Consider the following 17,650-nt stretch of genomic DNA (forward strand, 5'->3'; position numbering starts at 1 on the left):
AAGCCCGGTACCGACATCGTCGCCGAGCTTTCGGGAGACCATATGGAACGACAGCTGATCGCCGGCATCGCCGCCGACCGCAACGAGGCACGGATCACGCTGACGGGCGTCCCCGATACGCCGGGGACCGTCGCTGCAGTGATGAGCCCGCTCGCCAAGGCCGGGATTGCCTTCGACATGGTCGTCCACGCGGCGACGCCCGACAGCGGCGCATCCGACCTCACCTTCACCGTCCCGCGCGCCAGCCTGTCGCAGGCAATGGCGGTGATCGAGCAGCGCAAGACCTACATCGGCTTTTCCGGGCTGCTCCACGACGACGCCGTCGCCAAGGTCAGCATCGTGGGCGTCGGGATTCGCTCGAACCCGCAGCTTGCCGCCCGAATGTTCGAGGTTCTGGCCGAACGCAAGATCAACCTGCTCGCCGTCTCGACCAGCGAGATCAAGGTCAGCGCGCTGATTGCCGAGGACGAGCTTGAGCTGGCGGTGCGAGTGCTTCACACCGCCTTCGGACTCGACGCTGAACGGGAGGACGCGGCGTGAGCGGCGAGGGCTTGATCGCCGATCCGCGCGGGCTTCAGCGCTCGGTCGGTCACCGCCGCCTCGAGGCGCTGATGCGGCGCGGCACCGAGCTGCTCGGCTGCGAAGTCGCGATCCTGGGCGGCGCGATGAGCTGGATTTCCGAGAGAAACCTCGTCTCCGCCATCTCCAACGCGGGCGGCTTCGGCGTGATCGCGTGCGGGGCGATGAGCCCGGAGCTGCTCGACACCGAAATCGCGGAGACGAAGACGCGCACGACACGCCCGTTCGGCGTCAACCTCATCACCATGCACCCGCAGCTTTCTGAGCTGATCGATGTCTGTGCCAGGCATGGCGTCGGCCATGTCGTCCTCGCCGGCGGCTTGCCGCCCGGCGGAGCGATCGAGCGGATCAAGGCGAGCGGCGCCAAGCTGATCGCCTTCGCCCCCGCCCTCGCGCTCGCCAAGAAGCTGATGCGCTCCGGCGTCGACGCCCTCGTCATCGAAGGCATGGAGGCCGGCGGCCACATCGGTCCGGTTTCGACCTCGGTCCTTGCGCAGGAGATCCTGCCCGTCGTGGCCGGCGACATCCCGGTGTTCGTCGCCGGCGGCATCGCTCGCGGCGAAGCGGTTGCCGCCTATCTCGAAATGGGCGCGGTCGGTGTGCAGCTCGGCACGCGCTTCGTCTGCGCGACCGAGTGCATTGCTCACCCGAACTTCAAGAAGGCCTTCCTGCGTGCCTCCGCCCGCGATGCCATTCCCTCGGTCCAGATCGACCCGCGTCTTCCGGTCATCCCCGTCCGCGCGTTGAAGAACCGCGAGATGGAACGCTTTGCCGCCAAGCAGCGCGAGGTCGCCGACCTCCTCGACAAGGGCGACATCGAAATGGCCGAAGCCCAGCTCCAGATCGAGCATTATTGGGCCGGCGCTCTGCGCAAGGCGGTCATCGACGGCGACGTCGAGGCCGGTTCAGTCATGGCCGGGCAGTCGGTCGGCATGGTCACGCGCGAGGAGCCGGTCGCCGACATCATCCGCGAACTGGTCGACGAAGCGGCGGCTGCGCTCGACAGCCGGACCTGACGGACACTTGTCCGGCGCTTACGAGATCAGCCCGAACTGGAGAATTGCAATGCTCGACAGACGCGCGTTCCTGATGACCGGTGCTGCGTGCGGTGCAACCCTGGCGCTGCCGATGCGCGCCCTTGCCGCTCCCGCCACCGGCCGCTCGCCCGAGCTTGCCGGCCTGTTCGACGCGCTCTTCCAGGAACAGCTTCGGCTCCGCCCCGAATCGGCGACCCAGCTCGGCCTCGACAAGGGTCCGAACGCCGACCTGCGCTCCAAGCTGACCGATGAAAGCGACGGCGGACGCGCGGCTGCGAAGGCCCAGACCCAGGCGGACATCCGCCGGCTGCAGGCAATCGATCCCAAGACGCTGTCTCCCGCCGACCGCGTTGACTGGGAGACGGTCCTCTACACACGTCAATCAACCGCAGCGGTGCAGGCCTACGACTTCGGCGGCTTCGGCTACGGCCCCTCGCCCTATGTCGTCAGCCAGCTGACCGGCGCCTACCAGCAGGTCCCCGACTTCCTCGACACCAAGCACCCGATCGACACGGCCGCCGACGCCGGCGCCTATCTCGCTCGCCTCAATGCCTTCGCCGGCCAGCTCGACGACGAGACGGCGCGGATGCGCCATGACGCCGGGCTCGGAGTCTCGCCGCCGGACTTCATTCTCGACACGACGCTCGACCAGATGACCAAGACGCGGGTCCCGTCCGCCGATGCCGTCGCGGTGAAGTCGATTGCGCGCCGCGCTGCCGCCAAGGGACTGCCCGCTCACTATGTCACCGACGCCGCCGCGATCTGGGACAGCAAAGTGCTGCCCGCGCTCGATCGCCAGCTCGCCTTGGTCCATTCGCTCCGTCCGCACGCCGTCCACGACGCCGGCATCTGGCGCTTCAGGGACGGCCCGGCCTTCTACGAAACCGCGCTGCACACCACGACCACGACCCGCCTCAGCCCGGCTGAGATCCACAAGTTCGGCCTCGACCAGGCGCGCGAGATCTCCGCCCGGCTCGACCAGCAGCTGAAGGCCCAGGGCATGACTCGCGGCACGGTCGGCGAGCGCATGGCCGCGCTCTACAAGGACCCGGCGCAGCTCTATCCGAACACCGACGCGGGCAAGGCGCAGGCCATCGCTTATTGCAATGCGCGCCTGGCGGCGATCCGGACACGGCTGCCGACCCGCTTCAACCGCCTTCCGCCCTATCAGTTCGAAGTCCGCCGAGTGCCCCCGCAGACCGAAGCGGGCGCCCCTTCGGCCTTCTCGCAAGGCCCGGCACTCGACGGCTCACGGCCCGGCCTCGTCTATTTCAACCTGCACGACACCGCCGAGTGGCCCAAGTTCTGCCTGGCGACGACGGTCTACCACGAGGGCTTGCCCGGCCATCAGCTGGAAGGCGGCCTCGCGCTGTCGAACAAGGACCTTCCGCTGATCCGCAAGACCGGCGGCTTCTCCGGCTATGCCGAGGGCTGGGCGCTCTATGCCGAGCAGCTGGCGGACGAGATGGGGATGTACGACGACGATCCTCTCGGCCGCCTCGGCTACCTCAAGTTCCAGCTGTTCCGCGCCAACCGCTGCGTCGTCGACACCGGTCTCCACTATCTTCGCTGGACGCGCGAGCAGGCGATCCAATATTTCATCGACCAGGACGGCGAAGCGCCCGGCTTCGCCACCCGTGAGGTCGAACGCTATTGCGTCACGCCCGGCCAAGCCGCGAGCTACAAGCTCGGCCATTCGGTCTTCACCGGCCTGAGGGCGAAGGCGCAGGCGAAGTTCGGGCCGCGCTTCGACATCAAGGCGTTCCACGAGGCCGTGCTCGGCACCGGTCGGGTCCCCCTCGAAATCCTGCAGGCGGAGGGCGACCGCTGGATCGCCTCGCACAGCGCCTGACGAGCCGAGGAGCCGACATGCGTCTTCCGACCATCGCGCGTGCAGCGCTCCTGATCGCCGGCCCGGTCCTGACCGCCGCCGCTCCGCCGCCAAGCGTGCCGGCCAGCCGCTACGACCCGCGCGAAGCGTTTGCGCCGTTCGACTTCGGCCCGTCGGCCAACGCGGTCCGTTCGGGCAGCGGCCTCCCCGGCCCGGCCTATTGGCAGAACCACCCCGACTACACCATCCAGGCGACGCTCGACCCCGCGACTCACTCGATCCGTGGCACGGTCGAGATTCGCTACACGAACAACAGCCCGGACTCGCTCGACGTCCTGTGGCTGCAGCTCGACCAGAACATCTACCGCCCGGACTCGCGCGGCACTCTATCGAGCGGGGTCGGCGCGCGTGGCAACGGGATCACGCCGAGCACCGCCGGCATGATGCTCGATTCCGCCGAGGTCGCGGTCGGCGGCGGCAGGTTCGTATCCGTACAGCCGCTGGTCAGCGACACCCGCGCGCAGCTTCGTCTCCCCACGCTGCTCGCCTCCAGGGGCCAGGCGATCGTGCGCATCGCCTATCACTATACCGTCCCGCAGGACCCGTGGGGCGGCCGCACCGGCTGGATGCCGAACCCGGGCGGCGACATCTACAGCGTCGCCCAATGGTACCCGCGCATGGCGGTCTACGACGACATCCGTGGCTGGGACCCACTCCCCTACCTGCAGCAGGAATTCTACCTCGAGTACGGCGACTTCGATTATTCGCTGACGCTGCCGGCGAACTATGTGGTCGCCGGATCGGGCGAGTTGGTGAACGAAGCGCAGGTCCTGCCGGCCGCGATGCGCGCCCGGCTCGCGCAGGCACGTAACAGCGACCGAACCGTGATGATCCGCTCCACCGCCGAGCCGTTCGGCTCACCGTCGGCGGAGCGCACGTGGCATTTCCGCATGCACGACAGCCGCGACGTTGCGTTCGCGGCCTCGCCCGCCTTCGACTGGGACGCCGCCCGCATCAACCTTCCCGGGGGCAGGAGTGCGCTCGCCGAGTCCGTCTACCCGCCGGAAGCGACGGCCTGGAACCGCTCGACCGAATATATGAAGGACGCGGTCGAGCGTTACTCGGCCAAATGGTACCCTTATCCCTGGCCCGCCGCGATCAACGTCGCCGGCCCCGCCGCCGGAATGGAATATCCCGGCATCGTCTTCGACGACATTACGTCGCCGCCCAAGCCGACATTCTGGATCGCCGCGCACGAGATCGGCCACAGCTGGTTTCCGATGATCGTCGGCTTCAACGAGCGCCGCGACGCCTGGATGGACGAGGGGTTCAACACCTTCATCGACGTCTATGAATCGGACGAGTTCAACCACGGCGAATATGCGCCCAAGCGCGACAGCGAATATGCGCCCGGCGGCGGCAACCCGGTCGACGAGATCCTGCCCATCCTCGCCGACCCCGACGCGCCGCCGATCCTGACCCGCGCCGACAGCGTGATCGAGAAATACCGGCACCCGGTCACTTACTTCAAGTCCGCGCTCGGCCTCGTCCTTCTACGCGAACAGATCCTCGGCCCCGAGCGCTTCGACCCCGCCTTCCGCCGCTTCATCGTCGCCTGGGCGTTCAAGCATCCCAAGCCCGCCGACTTCTTCCGCATGATGCAGAGCGAGACCGGCGAGGACCTCGGCTGGTGGTGGCGCGGCTGGTACGCGAACAACTGGCAGCTCGACCTCGCCGTCACCGGCATCCGCCAGGTCCCCGGCGGCAGCGCCGTCCGGGTCGAGACCCGCGACAAGCTGGTCATGCCGGTGACCCTTCGAGTGACGTTCGCCGACGGCACCCGCCGCGACATCCGCCTGCCCGCCGAAACCTGGATCAGGCAGGCGGCGACCGACGTGCCGGTGCCGGGCGCATCACCGGCGGTGCGCGCGGAACTTGATCCCGATCACAAGATTCCGGACAGGGATCGCAGCAACAACCTGTTTCAGCCTCGGTGATCGTGCAGGCCTCCACTTCCGCAGCAGTCCTTTCTCGAGCCGCCTAGCCTAGTTCGCCGCACCCATTCGCCGTCGCCAACCTCTGCCTCCCATTGATTGCGGCGTGGAATTGATTCGACCGGCAATTGGCAGGCCGAGTTTCAAGTCCGGCTTGCCGATGATCTGGGCGCATTCCGGCGTCTTCTCCCAACGCCCACTCGCGTCCGGTCGGCAGTAGCCGCGAGACTCCAGTGCACTCGCGATCCGACCCGCTGCACCGCACGCACTCCCCTGTCCGTTGTTGCAGGCGCGGATGAGTTGGTCGCTTTCGTCAATCAGAGCGGCATCGAGGGGTGGAGTCGCCTCCTCGAGATGGACAGTGACCGAAGAGTTCGTCGTCGTATGTGCGTCACAAGGACTCAGCGCCCCGCACGGGCTTGAAAGAACGCCAACCAAGGCGTCGCAAAGGAGAGTTCCCGCAAGCATCGCCAGACTAATAGCTGTCAGTCGCGCGGGTTTCCGGAAGGCCCGAGTATCAATTACCCGATCACGTCGAGCGAGATTGCGCCAAGACCAAGCTGCGGCACCCAGGAGCAACCCGGACGCGACGTAGAGAACGACGGTGAGTACATATAAGCTCATCATGGGCATTGGCTCGACAAGTAACTGGCCGAATGTCCGGTTTCCACCCATTGCAGACATTGGCGATCAATCAGAAAAGGGGACAAATCGCGGCCATGGCGAGCTTCGCGCCGGAACCCACCGGCCCCATTGCGGACGCCCTGCCACTTCCGTAACTAATGCTGTTGCTAGGTTGATGCGGGCCGGGGATGGGGCAGCCTCCCGTTCGACGGCCGCCCAAACAGGGAGGCCTGATCCATGTCCGACAACAAGCCAGACGTCGACGTCACCAGGGAGTGGCGCGCAACCCACGGCCAGCAGTCCGCAGCCACGCGGCTGCGCATCTTCGCCGGGATGGCCTGGGCCGTCGCCATCGCCGCCGAGATCGCCGGCGTCGTCATGCTCCTCCAGCACAAGTTCGACCACGGCAACACGGGCCTCCTGATCGGGCTTCTCGTTCTCATCGGCGTGTTCGCGATCGCCGGCAGTCTGATGTGGAAGGCCGCCAACCGCCAGGACCCGGCGCGCGAGGCCGACCGCGCCCGCTTCTTCTTCCAGAACCAGCTGGGCGCGATCATCACGGTCATCGCCTTCCTGCCGCTCCTCGTCCTCATCTTCATGGACAAGGACATGGATCCCAAGAACAAGAAGATCGCCGGGGGCGTCGGCGTCGTCGTCGCCATCGTCGCGACCCTGTTCGGGGTCAGTTATCACCCGCCGTCGGTCGAGAAGTATACCAAGGACATGAACAGCTGCGCGGCGGAGATCAAAGCCGGACAGCCGACCAAGGACTGCTCGCCCGAGGTTGCCGAGCAGGCCAAGGCCATCGCTCAGGATACCGCCACGGTCACCAACGCGACCAAGAGCGCGGCCAACCCGGCGGGGCAGGACGTCGTCTACTGGATCGCTCCGGAGAACGGCGCCGCCAAGGCGTCGACGCCGCACGTCTTCCACCTCTGCCAGGCTGTCAGCCCACTGCGGAACAAGACCGTCAATCATGGCTCGGTGCAGGAAGCCTACGCCCAGAACGCGACGCGGATCACACAGCAGATCCCGATGGAGCAGAAGCAGTGCGGGTTTGCCGGTGCGCCGGCGGCGCCTTCCGCTCCGGCAGCGCCGGCGGCTCCCCCTCCGGCGAAGTAAAGCCCGCCGGGTGACCGGGACGGCGTGACTCCGCGCCGCCCTATCTGATACCGGGCGCGGCATGCCCGCGTCCGCCGCCGCTTCCGCTCGCGAGATCCTGACCGGTCTCCACGAGGTCATGGCTGCGCGCGGGTCGGTACAGAGCAAGCTCGACCGCGTCGTCGAGCTCATCGCCGACAAGATGCAAAGCGAGGTCTGTTCCATCTACCTGCTGCGCGACGGCAAGCTCGAGCTGTTCGCGACCCATGGCCTGCGCAAGGAAGCGGTGCATGTCACCAGGCTCAAGCTCGGCGAGGGCCTGGTCGGGACGATCGCCGAGGAAGGGCGCATTCTCAACCTCGCCGAGGCCGCCCACCACCCGGCCTTCGCGTATCGCCCCGAGACCGGAGAGGAGCGTTTCCACAGCTTTGCCGGCGTTCCCATCGTTCGCCTCGAAAGCCCGATCGGCGTGCTCGCCGTCCAGCATGCCGAGCCGCGCCGCTACGAGGATGTCGAGATCGAGGCGCTGCAGACCGTTGCAATGGTCCTGTCAGAGATGATCGGCGCCGCCCGCCTGGTCGACGGCGCCCGTCGCGCCCGGATCCGCAGTGCGGGGCCGCTTCGCCTCGCCGGGCTCAAGCTCGTCGCCGGCATGGCCCGGGGCGAGGCCGTGTTCCACGAGCCGCGCGTGGTCGTGGAGCACACCGTCGCCGAGGACATCGAGGCTGAGCGCGACCGCGTCTATTCCGCCTTCCGGAAGATGCGCGAGCAGATCGACTCAATGACTCGCGACGCCGAGTTCGGGATCGCCGGCGAGCACCAGGAGATCCTAGAGACCTACCGGATGTTCGCCTATGACGAAGGCTGGTCGCGCCGGATCAACGAGGCGATCGACAGCGGCCTCACCGCCGAAGCGGCGATCGAACGCGTGCAGCAGCGGATGCGCGCCCGGATGCGCGATATCGACGATCCGCTCTTGCAGGAGCGGATGCACGACCTCGAGGACCTGTCGAACCGGCTGCTGCGCATCGTGTCCGGACGCATGGGCACCGCCGCCCAGACCGGCCTGACCCGAGACACTGTCCTCATTGCCCGCAACCTAGGACCGGCAGAGTTGCTCGAATATGACCGTCGCCGCCTGAAGGCGGTGCTGCTCGAGGAAGGCTCGCTGACCTCGCACATGACGATCGTGGCCAGGGCCATCGGCATTCCGGTCATCGGCCGCCTCAACGACATCCGGCACAGCGTCGAGGACGGCGAGACCATCCTCGTCGACGGCGACAACGGCAGCGTCATTATCCGCCCGACCAGGCCGCTCCTGACCAGCTTCGAGCAGCGCATGGTGATGAGCCACAAGCGTCGCGCCGAGTTCGCAGCCCAGAAAGCGCTCCCAGCGGTCACGCGCGACGGGCTGCAGGTGGGCGTGATGGTGAACGCCGGCCTCGCCGAGGACGCCGCTTCGCTCGACGCGACCGGCGCTGACGGGATCGGCCTCTTCCGGACCGAGTTCCAGTTCCTTGTTTCCGCCACCCTGCCCGGCCGCGATCGTCAGCAGCGCCTTTATACCCGAGTACTCGAGTTCGCCGGCGACCGCCCGGTCGTCTTCCGAACCGTCGACATCGGCGGCGACAAGGCACTGCCTTACCTGTCCGACGTCCATGACGAGGCCGAAAACCCGGCGATGGGGTGGCGCGCGCTACGTCTCTCGCTCGACCGCTCGACGCTTATGATCGCCCAGGCACGGGCACTGATCGAGGCATCCGCCGGCCGGGTGCTCCGGGTGATGTTCCCGATGGTCTCCGAGCCCTGGGAATATGAGGAGGCGCGAAAGCTTGTCGAGGAGCAGGTGGAATGGGCCCGCAAAGCCCATCGCAAGCTTCCGACCCGGATCGAATATGGCGCGATGCTGGAGGTGCCGAGCCTGGCGGAGACGCTCGACCAGCTGCTTCCGCGCGTCGATTTCCTGTCGATCGGAACCAACGACCTCACCCAGTTCCTGTTCGCCGCCGACCGTTCGGACCCGCGGCTCGCACAGCGTTACGACTGGCTGAGCCCGGCCATCCTGCGCTTCCTGAAGCGGGTCCTCGACGCCGCCCGCGAGGCCGACGTGCCGGTGCGCGTTTGCGGCGAGATGGCCGGCCGGCCGCTGGAAGCGATGGCGCTGGTTGGCCTCGGCGCCGACGCGGTCTCGATCACGCCGGCCGGGGTCGGGCCGGTCAAGGCGATGGTCCGCTCGCTCGACGCCGCCGCGCTGCGCAAGCGGCTCGACCAGCTGCTTGCCCGGCCGCCGCGCGACATGCGCAAGGCGCTGACCGACTGGGCCCGCCGGCATTCGGTCACAATCGACTGAAAGGGCCATTGCCGGTTGACAGTCCGGCCGCAGCGCCCACAGTAACCCACGTGAATTTGTAGGCGAGCGTATGGACGAACTCGACGAGACGGAAGTCCCAACCGCGGGCGAGCGCCTCCGCGCCGCGCGCGAGGAGAAGGGGCTGAGCCTCGAAGACGTCGCCGCCCAGACCCGGATCCCGCGCCGCCACCTGGAGAGCGTCGAGCAAGCCGACTGGGAGAATTTGCCCGCGCCGACCTACACGATCGGCTTCGCCAAGAGCTACGCGTCCGCCGTCGGTCTCGATCGAACCGACATCGGCGAGCAGCTGCGCACCGAAATGGGCGGGGCGCGCGCGCCCACCACCGCAATGGAGGTATTCGAACCCGCCGATCCCGCGCGGAGCATGCCGCGCTGGCTGGTTCTCGCTGCGATTGCTGCCGTCGCGCTCGTCATCGTCGTAATGACATGGCTCAGCAATCGCTCGCTCCACGATGACAATCAGGCTGAGCAACCGGCAGCGGCCGCGCCAGCCGCGCAAGGCCCCGCACAGCCGACCGCGCCCGCCGCCCAGGCCGCAGCCCAGGGCCCCGTCATCCTCGCCGCGACTCAGCCCGTCTGGGTTTCGGTCAAGGACCAGGGCAAGGTCATCAAGCAGGGCATCCTGCAGCCGGGCGAAACCTATCAGGTGCCGACGACCGCCGCTGCCCCAATCCTGACAACGGCCAAGGCGGAAGGGCTGAAGGTCACCGTCGGTACCGCAACCGCGCCGCAGGTCGGGCCCGCCGCCACCAAAGTCACCGTCAGCTTGCTGCCCGCCAACCTGATGAAGGGCCCGGACGCTGCCGCTTCCGCTACCGTTCCCGCGCCTCCGTCGGGTGCGTCGAGGCCGACGGCGCGCACCCATCACACGGCTACTCCGGCCGCGGCTGCGGCTCCCCAGCCGACCGTGCCGGCCGCCACTGCTCCGGCCGTCGACACGACGTCGCCTCCGGCACCGACCAACACGGGCGAATAGGATTCATCGGCGGGACAGCCGCCGGCGGGCATCGTCCCGGGACTGACAAAGCGTGGGGATAGACAAGTGAATCACACCTCTCGGATTGCCGCTGTTGCGGCTTCGGCAAGCCTTGCGCTGATCCCGGCCGCAGCTCTCGCCCAGCGCTCGCCGCCACCGAGTCCCGAGCAGCGCATCGACCGGCTTGAGCGCCAGGTCGACCAACTGCAGCGGCAGGTCTATCCGCGCGGACGCCCAGCCGACACGGCCGGCTTCGCGACCGAGCCGGCGGCAACCCAGTCGTCGGTGCTGACCCTCGACCAGCGCCTCGACGCGGTCGAGCGGCAGATGGCGGACCTGCTCCGCCAGTCGGAAGAGAACGGCCACCGACTGCAATCGGTCGAATCTGGCATCGCCAGCCTTCGCGCGAGCGATGACCAGCGGATTGGCGCGCTCGAACAGCGCATGTCTCAGGCGCCGGTCGCCGCTCCGGTCGAAACGCCGCCGTCCGCCGCCTTGCCGCCATCGCCCAACGCGGCAACCCGCGGCCGGCCTGCGACGCTGCCGCCGAAAAGTCCGCCGTCCGCGTCGTCCGATGTTCCGGCAGCAGGCGCCGCAGCTGCCGCCGACCCGGGCGAGGATGCCTACACCGCGGGCTTCCACCAGTGGGAATCTGGCCAGTATGACCAGGCAATCACCACCTTGCGTGCCTTCACCGCCGCGTATCCGCGCCATCGCCGCATCAGCTATGCGAACAACCTCATCGGCCGCGCGCTGCTCGATAAGGGCGACGCGCGCGGCGCCGCCGAAGTGCTACTCACCAACTACCGCAGCAACCCGCGCGGCGAACGGGCGCAGGACAGCCTGCTCTACCTCGGCCAGGCGCTGATGAAGCTCGGCCAGCCCGGCCAATCGTGCAAGGCTTACGCCGAGCTCGAATCCGTCTATGGCGCCAAGCTCCGCCCCGATCTCAAGAAGCCCCTCGCGGACGGCAAGGCCCAGGCACAATGCAGCTGAACGGCGGGCGATGCTCCCTGAAGGCGCCTGCAATGACCGCTTCCGGGCCGACCTCGACTCCGTAGCGCCCCCCGGTGTCCGCCTCGGCATCTCCTTGTCCGGCGGTCCCGACAGCCTCGCCCTGCTGTTGCTCGCTGCTGCGGCGCGGCCCGGGATGGTCGAGGCAGCGACCGTAGACCATGCGCTTCGCCCCGGCAGCCGCGGCGAGGCGGAGTGCGCCGCGGTCATCTGCGAAGAGCTCGGCGTCATGCATACCATCCTCACCGCCGAGTGGCCGGAGCCGCCGGCGACCGCGGTCCAGGAGCGCGCGCGAAGCGAGCGGTATCGCCTCCTCGCCGCCTGGGCGAAGCAGCGCGGGCTCGATGCCGTCCTGACCGGCCACCACGCCGATGACCAGGCCGAGACCCTGCTGATGCGGCTTAACCGCGGCGCTGGCGTGCGCGGCCTCGCCGCAATGCGCGCACGCTCGATCGTCCCCGGCTCGGACGTTCCGCTGCTGCGGCCCCTGCTCGGCTGGCGCCGTGGCGAGCTCGAACGCATCTGCATCGACGCCGGCATTCAGGCCATTGCTGACCCGAGCAACGCCGACGGCCGCTTCGAGCGCGTCCGGGTCCGCCAGGCGCTTGCCCGATCCGACGACATCGACCCTGCCGCCCTCGCCGCCGCTGCCGGACATCTCGCCAGTGCGGACGATGCGCTCGATTGGGCCGTCGAGCAGGAATGGCGCTGCGCCATCGAAAAGCGCGAGTGCGCCCTCGCCTATCGGCCGTCCGACGCGCCGCCTGAAATCCTCCGTCGCCTCGTGACGCGCGCAATCGCCGCCATGGCAAGCGAAGCCTCGCGAGAGCCGCTTCGTGCCCGCGAGCTCGATCCGCTCATTGCAACCCTCGCCAGGGGGGGCCAGGCCACGCTCCGTGGCGTGGTTTGTGCCGGTGGTCCCGAGTGGCGCTTCTCCCCCGCTCCGCCGCGCCGCCAGGTGCCTTCGCGCCGCGACGGTAATCCGGTATGAGCCAGAGCCGATGACAGCGGGAGGCGAGCGGGGAACGGACGCCGAGCGACGCAGTGGCTACACCCCATTGCCGTTCGTCGTCAGTGTCGGGGTCACCGGGCACCGCAGCGAGGCGCTCGGCGAAGTCGGCACGCTGCGCGAACAGGTCCGGGCCGCGCTCGAGCTCATTGCCACCGTCGCGGGCGAGCTCAAGGCCTCGGCCGGCCCGATCTTTTCCGACAAGGCATCGGCCTACCAGTTCGTCTCGCCGCTCGCGGACGGCGCGGATCAGATCGCAGCCAGCGCCGCGCTGGATGCCGGATATCGGTTGACCGCGGTCCTTCCATTCGCCCGCGAAAGCTATCGCGCCGAGCTGATTGGCAACGAGGGCCTCAACCTCTTCGACACGCTGCTCGACCGCAGCGCCTGCGTGCTTGAGCTGCCGGGTGATCCCACGGACCAGCTCGACGCCTATGTCATGGCCGGCCGGGCGACCGTCGCCCATTGCGACTTGCTCATCGCCATCTGGGATGGCCTCCTGCCACGCGGCCGCGGCGGGACCGGCGAGGTCGTTGACCTTGCCGTCGCTCAAGGCACGCCGGTCCTTCACGTCCCTGTCGACCCCGCCCAGCCGCCGCGCCTCCTGTGGAGCGCATTCGATCCGATGGTCGTCACCTCCCGCGCCGAGCCGACTGCTGAGCGCCCGTTCGATCGCGACCATGTCGACCGGATGCTGAAGGCGCTGCTGCTGCCGCCCGACGACCCGGCGGAGCGCGGCTTCCTCGCCGGCTTCATCGCCGAGAAGCCTCGCCGGATCCGCGGCCGCCTCGAATATCCGCTCCTCCTCGCCTGCGCGGGCATCAAGAGGTTCGAGCTCCGCAAGATGCGCGAATCGCATTGCGCAGCATGGACCCGCGACGAGTGGCGCAGCTTCCGCAGCAACGTCGCCGACGGCCTTCACATCGTTGCACCACTCGACCTGCTCGAAGACGCCTATGCCCGGGCCGACAGCCTGGCGACGCACTTCGCGCTCACGTACCGCAGCGGGCATATCTTCAACTTCCTGCTTGGCGCGCTTGCGGTCTGGCTCGGCCTCGGCGCGTTCATGGCACCGCGACTGCAGTTCGGCTTCGATTGCGCGGAGCTCGTCGTCACGCTTGCGATCATCACCAACACCCGGCTCGGCAACCGCCGCGAGTGGCACCGACGCTGGCTTGACTATCGTCAGCTTGCCGAGCGCTTGCGGCCGATGCGCAGCCTCAAGCTGCTCGCGCTCGGCGCTCCCGATCCGCCAGGCACAGCAACCAATCCGGTGCCGCATCGCTGGATCGACTGGTATGGCGCCCGGCTGTGGCGGGCGATGGGTTGCCCCGCCGCCCGCATCGACGCCGACCACGCAGCCGAGATCGCCGCCTCGGTCGCCGAGCATGAGATCCGTCCGCAGGTCGATTATCACGTCCGCCATGCCGCCGAGATCGAGCGGCTCGATCATCGCCTAGAGCGTGCCGGCAGCCTGCTGTTCGCGGCGACGCTGCTGATCTGCGTGGTGACGGTCGCAACCTTCGCCGCCGGATTGCATGGCCTGCTCCGTTACAGCAACTGGTCGCTCCTCGTGTCAGCCGGCTTTCCCGCGCTTGGCACCGCAATCTTCGGCATACGCCTCCAGGCCGAGTTCGGCGTGAGCGCGCTTCGCTCCCAGGCCACCGCCCAGGCCCTCGCGGCGATCGCCCAGGAACTTCACGCCGGACCCAACCTCAATCGCGCGGCCGACCTTACCGAACAGGCGGCGCGGCGGATGTCGTCCGACCTCGACGAGTGGCGCCTCCTGAACCAGCAGCACACCCTGGCGGTGGCCTAGGGCACCCCTTCAAGCTCCAAGAGTCGCTTAGGCGACACCTCTGTGTTAACAGGCGTTAACGGACTCGGGAGCGCCATGGGGAAGCATGCCCGGTTTGACGCGGAGGATGGCGCGCCGGTTGCGACCGGCGCGAACGCGGCAGCCGCACCCGGATTCAAGCGCCGCTATTATGCCTTTATTAGCTACAGCCACAAGGATTCCGACTTCGCGGACTGGCTCCACCGTCAGCTCGAATGTTTCCACGTACCCAAGACGATCGCAGGCCGGCTGACGGCCACCGGCACTGTTCCGCAAAGGCTGAACCCGGTGTTTCGTGACCGTCACGAGCTTGCCGCCGGCGATGACCTCGGCACCGAGATCCAGGCCGCGCTCGCCTCGTCCCAGTTCCTGATCGTGCTTTGCTCGCCCGCGGCGGCCAAATCGCATTGGACCAACGCCGAGGTCGAGACATTCAAGCGCAGCCGGCCGGACGGTTGCGTCTTCGCCGCGATCGTCGCGGGCGAACCCTTCGCGAGCGAGATTCCGGGCCGCGAGGCCGAGGAATGCTTCCCGCCGGCGCTCCGCCACCGCTTCGACAGCCTCGGCCGTCCCACCGGCCGCCGCGCCGAGCCGCTTGCCGCCGACTTCCGCGAGACCGGGGACGGCCGCCGCCTCGCCCTCCTGAAGCTCATCGCGGGGATGATCGGCGTCGGCCTCGACGAGCTGGTCCGCCGCGAAGCCACCCGTCGTCATCGCCAGCTGGCCTGGCTCGCGGCGGCCTCGCTCGGTGGCATGGCGGTCACGAGCACGCTTGCCATCGTCGCCGTCCAGGCGCGCGACTCGGCCCGCGAGCAGCGCCGCGAGGCTGAGGGCCTGATCAGCTTCATGCTCGGCGATCTCAAGGACAAGCTCGAGCCGATCGGCCGGCTCGACGCACTGGACGGCGTCGGCGGTCGAGTGCTCGCTTATTACCATAAGCAGGACACGGCCGAGCTGTCCGACTCCTCGCTTATGCAGCGCTCCAGCGCTCTGTCGCTGATGGCCAATGTCGCCAATTCGCGCGGCGACCTCGACGGCGCGTCGCGCCTGTATCGCGAGGCGATGGCGGGCACCTCCGAGGCGATCCGCCGCAAGCCCGACGACCCTCAGCGCATATTCAATCATGCGCAGAATGTCTTTTACCTCGCCGACATCGCCATGCGCCGCGGCGACGAGAAAGCCGCCGAGGCCGCCCTTCACCAATACGAGACGCTGTCGAACCGGGAGGTCGCGCTCGACCCCAGCGACATGCGATGGCGAATGGAGTCGCAGAACGCCGAGGCGAATCTCGGAGTGATGCTGTACAACCAGCGCCGCTACGCCGAAGCGTCTGTGAAGCTCGAGCAGGCCGTGCGCGCGATCGATGCGTTCGCGATCGCGGACCCCGGGAACATCGACAATCAGAAGTCGCTGGTCGAATCCCTAGCGTGGGTGGCCGATTCCCATTCGGCGGAGGGCCGCCTCGACCAGGCGATCACGGACCGCGAGCGCGACGTCGATGTCGCCAAGCGGCTCCTTGCCAAGACCCGGGATTCCGAGTTCGGCTCGAAGCTCATCGTGGCGGAACGGATATTGGCGAAGCTCTATGCCGATCGCGCCCAGTTCGATCGCGCGATTGCGCTCGACCGCGACGCCGAGGATCAATCGGAACGGCTGCTCGCGGTCGAGCCGGGCAACACCAAATGGACCGAGCGGGCGGCTCAGGCCCATCTCGAGATGGCGCTCTACTTCCTGGCCAAGGGCGCGACCGAGCGGGCCGCCGGCGAGGCCGCGGCCGGCTGCGATCTCTCAAACTCTCTTTCCAGGAAGGACGCGACCATTTCCGATTGGCGCGCGCTCCGACGCGATTGCCTCCGGATGCAGGGAACGATCGCGCTCGCCGCCGGCAACGAGGCTAAAGCCCTCGTCCTTGCCGGACAGGCGGTGAACGCGGCCAAGGCCGTTGACGGCACGGATCCGGTCGAGGATCGCTATGTGGTCGCCAAGGCCTATCGCCTGCTCGGCGACGTCCAACGCTCCGCCGGCAATGCCGATGCCGCACGCGCAGCCTGGGCTGCGGGCCTCGCGATGATCCCGAAGGCGCTTACTGAACGCCCACCCGAGATGAGCATCCACGAGAGTCTTCTAAAACGCCTCGGACAGACTGCCGCAGCCGCCCAACTGTCAGCCCGGCTCGCCGCCATCGGCTATCGCGAGCCTGAATTCAGGAGTGAGTGAGAACAGAGCGAGGAGGATGAGATGAACGATACAGGCCTGCATGAGCGCCAGGACAAGCGCGCCGATTTCGACCAGCCCACCCATGGCGTTCCGCTGACCGCGAACCGGTCGGGCAACCTCATCACCATCAGCGGCCCGGGCAACTTTTCGGTGGGGGCCGGTCAAGCCGCGACCCATTGCCAGTTCACGCTGACCGACAATTCGGGCGCGAACGTCAAGTTCGCCAGCCTGGACACCGCCGACAACATTACGGGGTGCCCGCCAGTCGGATCCGGCAATCAGTCGGGTGAGATCGTCGGCATCACCATGAACAACAATGGGCCATCGAAGATGGGCCAGTTCACCGACAACAACAACGTTCCGGGGACCGTGAGCTACCAGTGGGAATTCACCTGCGATTCCCCCTTCACGGTGACTCCGTTCGACCCGATCATCTCGAACGGCGGCAAGTCGAATTCGGCTTGACGCCGCGGGCACGGGCATGGAGGCGGCAATGATCGCGGGAGAGCGCACCTTCTGCGGTCTTCGCCGCCGTGCCCGGCGTCTTCGCCTCGTCCCCTGCAGGGTTCGCCGCGGCAGCGTTCACATCTCCCTAAGCTCGCATTGTTATTGAATGCGATGCGCCTATCTTAGGGAGAGGCCATCTGGGCCTTCGAAAGCGGACGGATGAACGACAAGGAAAAGAAGCCCGGCAATCCCTGGACCCGGCACCTGCTGATCTACATCGGCGTGGTGTTCCTCGTGGTCCTTGTGGTCGAGATGATGGAGGGCGGGTCCCGCGCCGCGGGCGGCCAGTCGATGGCCTATTCCGAATTCGTGCGCCAGGTTGACGAGGGCAATGTCCGCACCGTCTCCATGTCGACCGGAAGCACCGGCAACAGCGAGATCGCAGGCAAGCTCGACAGCGGCGAGGACTTCCACACCGTTGCTCCGGCCGGCGCCAATATCGCCGACCACATGATCCAGAAGGGCGTCGGGGTTCAGGTCAAGGCCGATGAGCAGGGCAGCATCTGGCTGTACATGCTCTACAATTCCCTCCCCTTCCTGCTGATGATCGGCA

At 67.7% G+C, this 17,650-nt stretch carries 13 protein-coding genes; all 13 read left to right on the forward strand.

Translation table 11 applies throughout. The annotated features are described in order from the left end of the window. Positions 1-540 (forward strand): ACT domain-containing protein (locus tag JOZ79_RS12125; protein ID WP_294074496.1); only part of this gene is annotated, 540 nt, incomplete at its 5' end. Between the two features lie 71 nt (positions 541-611). Beyond that, positions 612-1,595 carry a nitronate monooxygenase gene (locus tag JOZ79_RS12130; protein ID WP_294074529.1) on the forward strand — a complete coding sequence of 328 codons (984 nt, stop codon included), beginning with the start codon at positions 612-614 and terminating at the stop codon, positions 1,593-1,595. A 49-nt stretch (positions 1,596-1,644) separates the two neighbouring features. After that, positions 1,645-3,468, forward strand: coding sequence for a DUF885 family protein (locus JOZ79_RS12135; protein ID WP_294074498.1), 1,824 nt, complete (start codon positions 1,645-1,647; stop codon positions 3,466-3,468). Positions 3,469-3,485: 17 nt separating this feature from the next. Next, positions 3,486-5,444: a M1 family metallopeptidase gene (locus JOZ79_RS12140; RefSeq protein ID WP_294074501.1), complete on the forward strand. Its 1,959-nt coding sequence runs from the start codon at positions 3,486-3,488 to the stop codon at positions 5,442-5,444. An 858-nt stretch (positions 5,445-6,302) separates the two neighbouring features. After that, positions 6,303-7,187, forward strand: coding sequence for a hypothetical protein (locus JOZ79_RS12145; RefSeq protein ID WP_294074503.1), 885 nt, complete (start codon positions 6,303-6,305; stop codon positions 7,185-7,187). Positions 7,188-7,248: 61 nt separating this feature from the next. Continuing rightward, entirely contained in the window at positions 7,249-9,516 is a 2,268-nt protein-coding gene (ptsP, locus tag JOZ79_RS12150) for a phosphoenolpyruvate--protein phosphotransferase (protein ID WP_294074506.1), read from the forward strand. 70 nt (positions 9,517-9,586) lie between these two features. Continuing rightward, complete coding sequence (locus JOZ79_RS12155) at positions 9,587-10,513, forward strand: helix-turn-helix domain-containing protein (RefSeq protein ID WP_294074509.1); 927 nt, start codon at positions 9,587-9,589, stop codon at positions 10,511-10,513. Positions 10,514-10,579: 66 nt separating this feature from the next. Further along, positions 10,580-11,509, forward strand: a complete 930-nt coding sequence (locus JOZ79_RS12160) for a tetratricopeptide repeat protein (protein WP_294074512.1) — start codon at positions 10,580-10,582, stop codon at positions 11,507-11,509. A 10-nt stretch (positions 11,510-11,519) separates the two neighbouring features. Next, positions 11,520-12,518, forward strand: coding sequence for a tRNA lysidine(34) synthetase TilS (gene tilS / locus JOZ79_RS12165; RefSeq protein WP_294074514.1), 999 nt, complete (start codon positions 11,520-11,522; stop codon positions 12,516-12,518). 10 nt (positions 12,519-12,528) lie between these two features. Further along, positions 12,529-14,355 (forward strand): hypothetical protein, encoded by a 1,827-nt coding sequence (locus JOZ79_RS12170; protein WP_294074517.1) that lies wholly within the window; start codon positions 12,529-12,531, stop codon positions 14,353-14,355. A 75-nt stretch (positions 14,356-14,430) separates the two neighbouring features. Continuing rightward, positions 14,431-16,590, forward strand: a complete 2,160-nt coding sequence (locus JOZ79_RS12175; RefSeq protein WP_294074520.1) for a toll/interleukin-1 receptor domain-containing protein — start codon at positions 14,431-14,433, stop codon at positions 16,588-16,590. A gap of 21 nt (positions 16,591-16,611) precedes the next feature. Then, complete coding sequence (locus JOZ79_RS12180) at positions 16,612-17,055, forward strand: hypothetical protein (protein ID WP_294074523.1); 444 nt, start codon at positions 16,612-16,614, stop codon at positions 17,053-17,055. Positions 17,056-17,256: 201 nt separating this feature from the next. Beyond that, the coding region (locus tag JOZ79_RS12185; RefSeq protein WP_294074526.1) for an ATP-dependent metallopeptidase FtsH/Yme1/Tma family protein at positions 17,257-17,650 on the forward strand (394 nt) is incomplete at its 3' end.

Origin of the sequence: Sphingomonas sp. (assembly GCF_019242355.1) — a bacterium.
Taxonomy (GTDB): domain Bacteria; phylum Pseudomonadota; class Alphaproteobacteria; order Sphingomonadales; family Sphingomonadaceae; genus Sphingomicrobium.

Coding starts and splice junctions, on each gene's coding strand:
- JOZ79_RS12130 (WP_294074529.1), top strand. CDS start 612: ATGCGGCGCGGCACCGAGCTGCTCGGCTGCGAAGTCGCGATCCTGGGC.
- JOZ79_RS12135 (WP_294074498.1), top strand. CDS start 1,645: ATGCTCGACAGACGCGCGTTCCTGATGACCGGTGCTGCGTGCGGTGCA.
- JOZ79_RS12140 (WP_294074501.1), top strand. CDS start 3,486: ATGCGTCTTCCGACCATCGCGCGTGCAGCGCTCCTGATCGCCGGCCCG.
- JOZ79_RS12145 (WP_294074503.1), top strand. CDS start 6,303: ATGTCCGACAACAAGCCAGACGTCGACGTCACCAGGGAGTGGCGCGCA.
- ptsP (WP_294074506.1), top strand. CDS start 7,249: ATGCCCGCGTCCGCCGCCGCTTCCGCTCGCGAGATCCTGACCGGTCTC.
- JOZ79_RS12155 (WP_294074509.1), top strand. CDS start 9,587: ATGGACGAACTCGACGAGACGGAAGTCCCAACCGCGGGCGAGCGCCTC.
- tilS (WP_294074514.1), top strand. CDS start 11,520: ATGCTCCCTGAAGGCGCCTGCAATGACCGCTTCCGGGCCGACCTCGAC.
- JOZ79_RS12170 (WP_294074517.1), top strand. CDS start 12,529: ATGACAGCGGGAGGCGAGCGGGGAACGGACGCCGAGCGACGCAGTGGC.
- JOZ79_RS12175 (WP_294074520.1), top strand. CDS start 14,431: ATGGGGAAGCATGCCCGGTTTGACGCGGAGGATGGCGCGCCGGTTGCG.
- JOZ79_RS12180 (WP_294074523.1), top strand. CDS start 16,612: ATGAACGATACAGGCCTGCATGAGCGCCAGGACAAGCGCGCCGATTTC.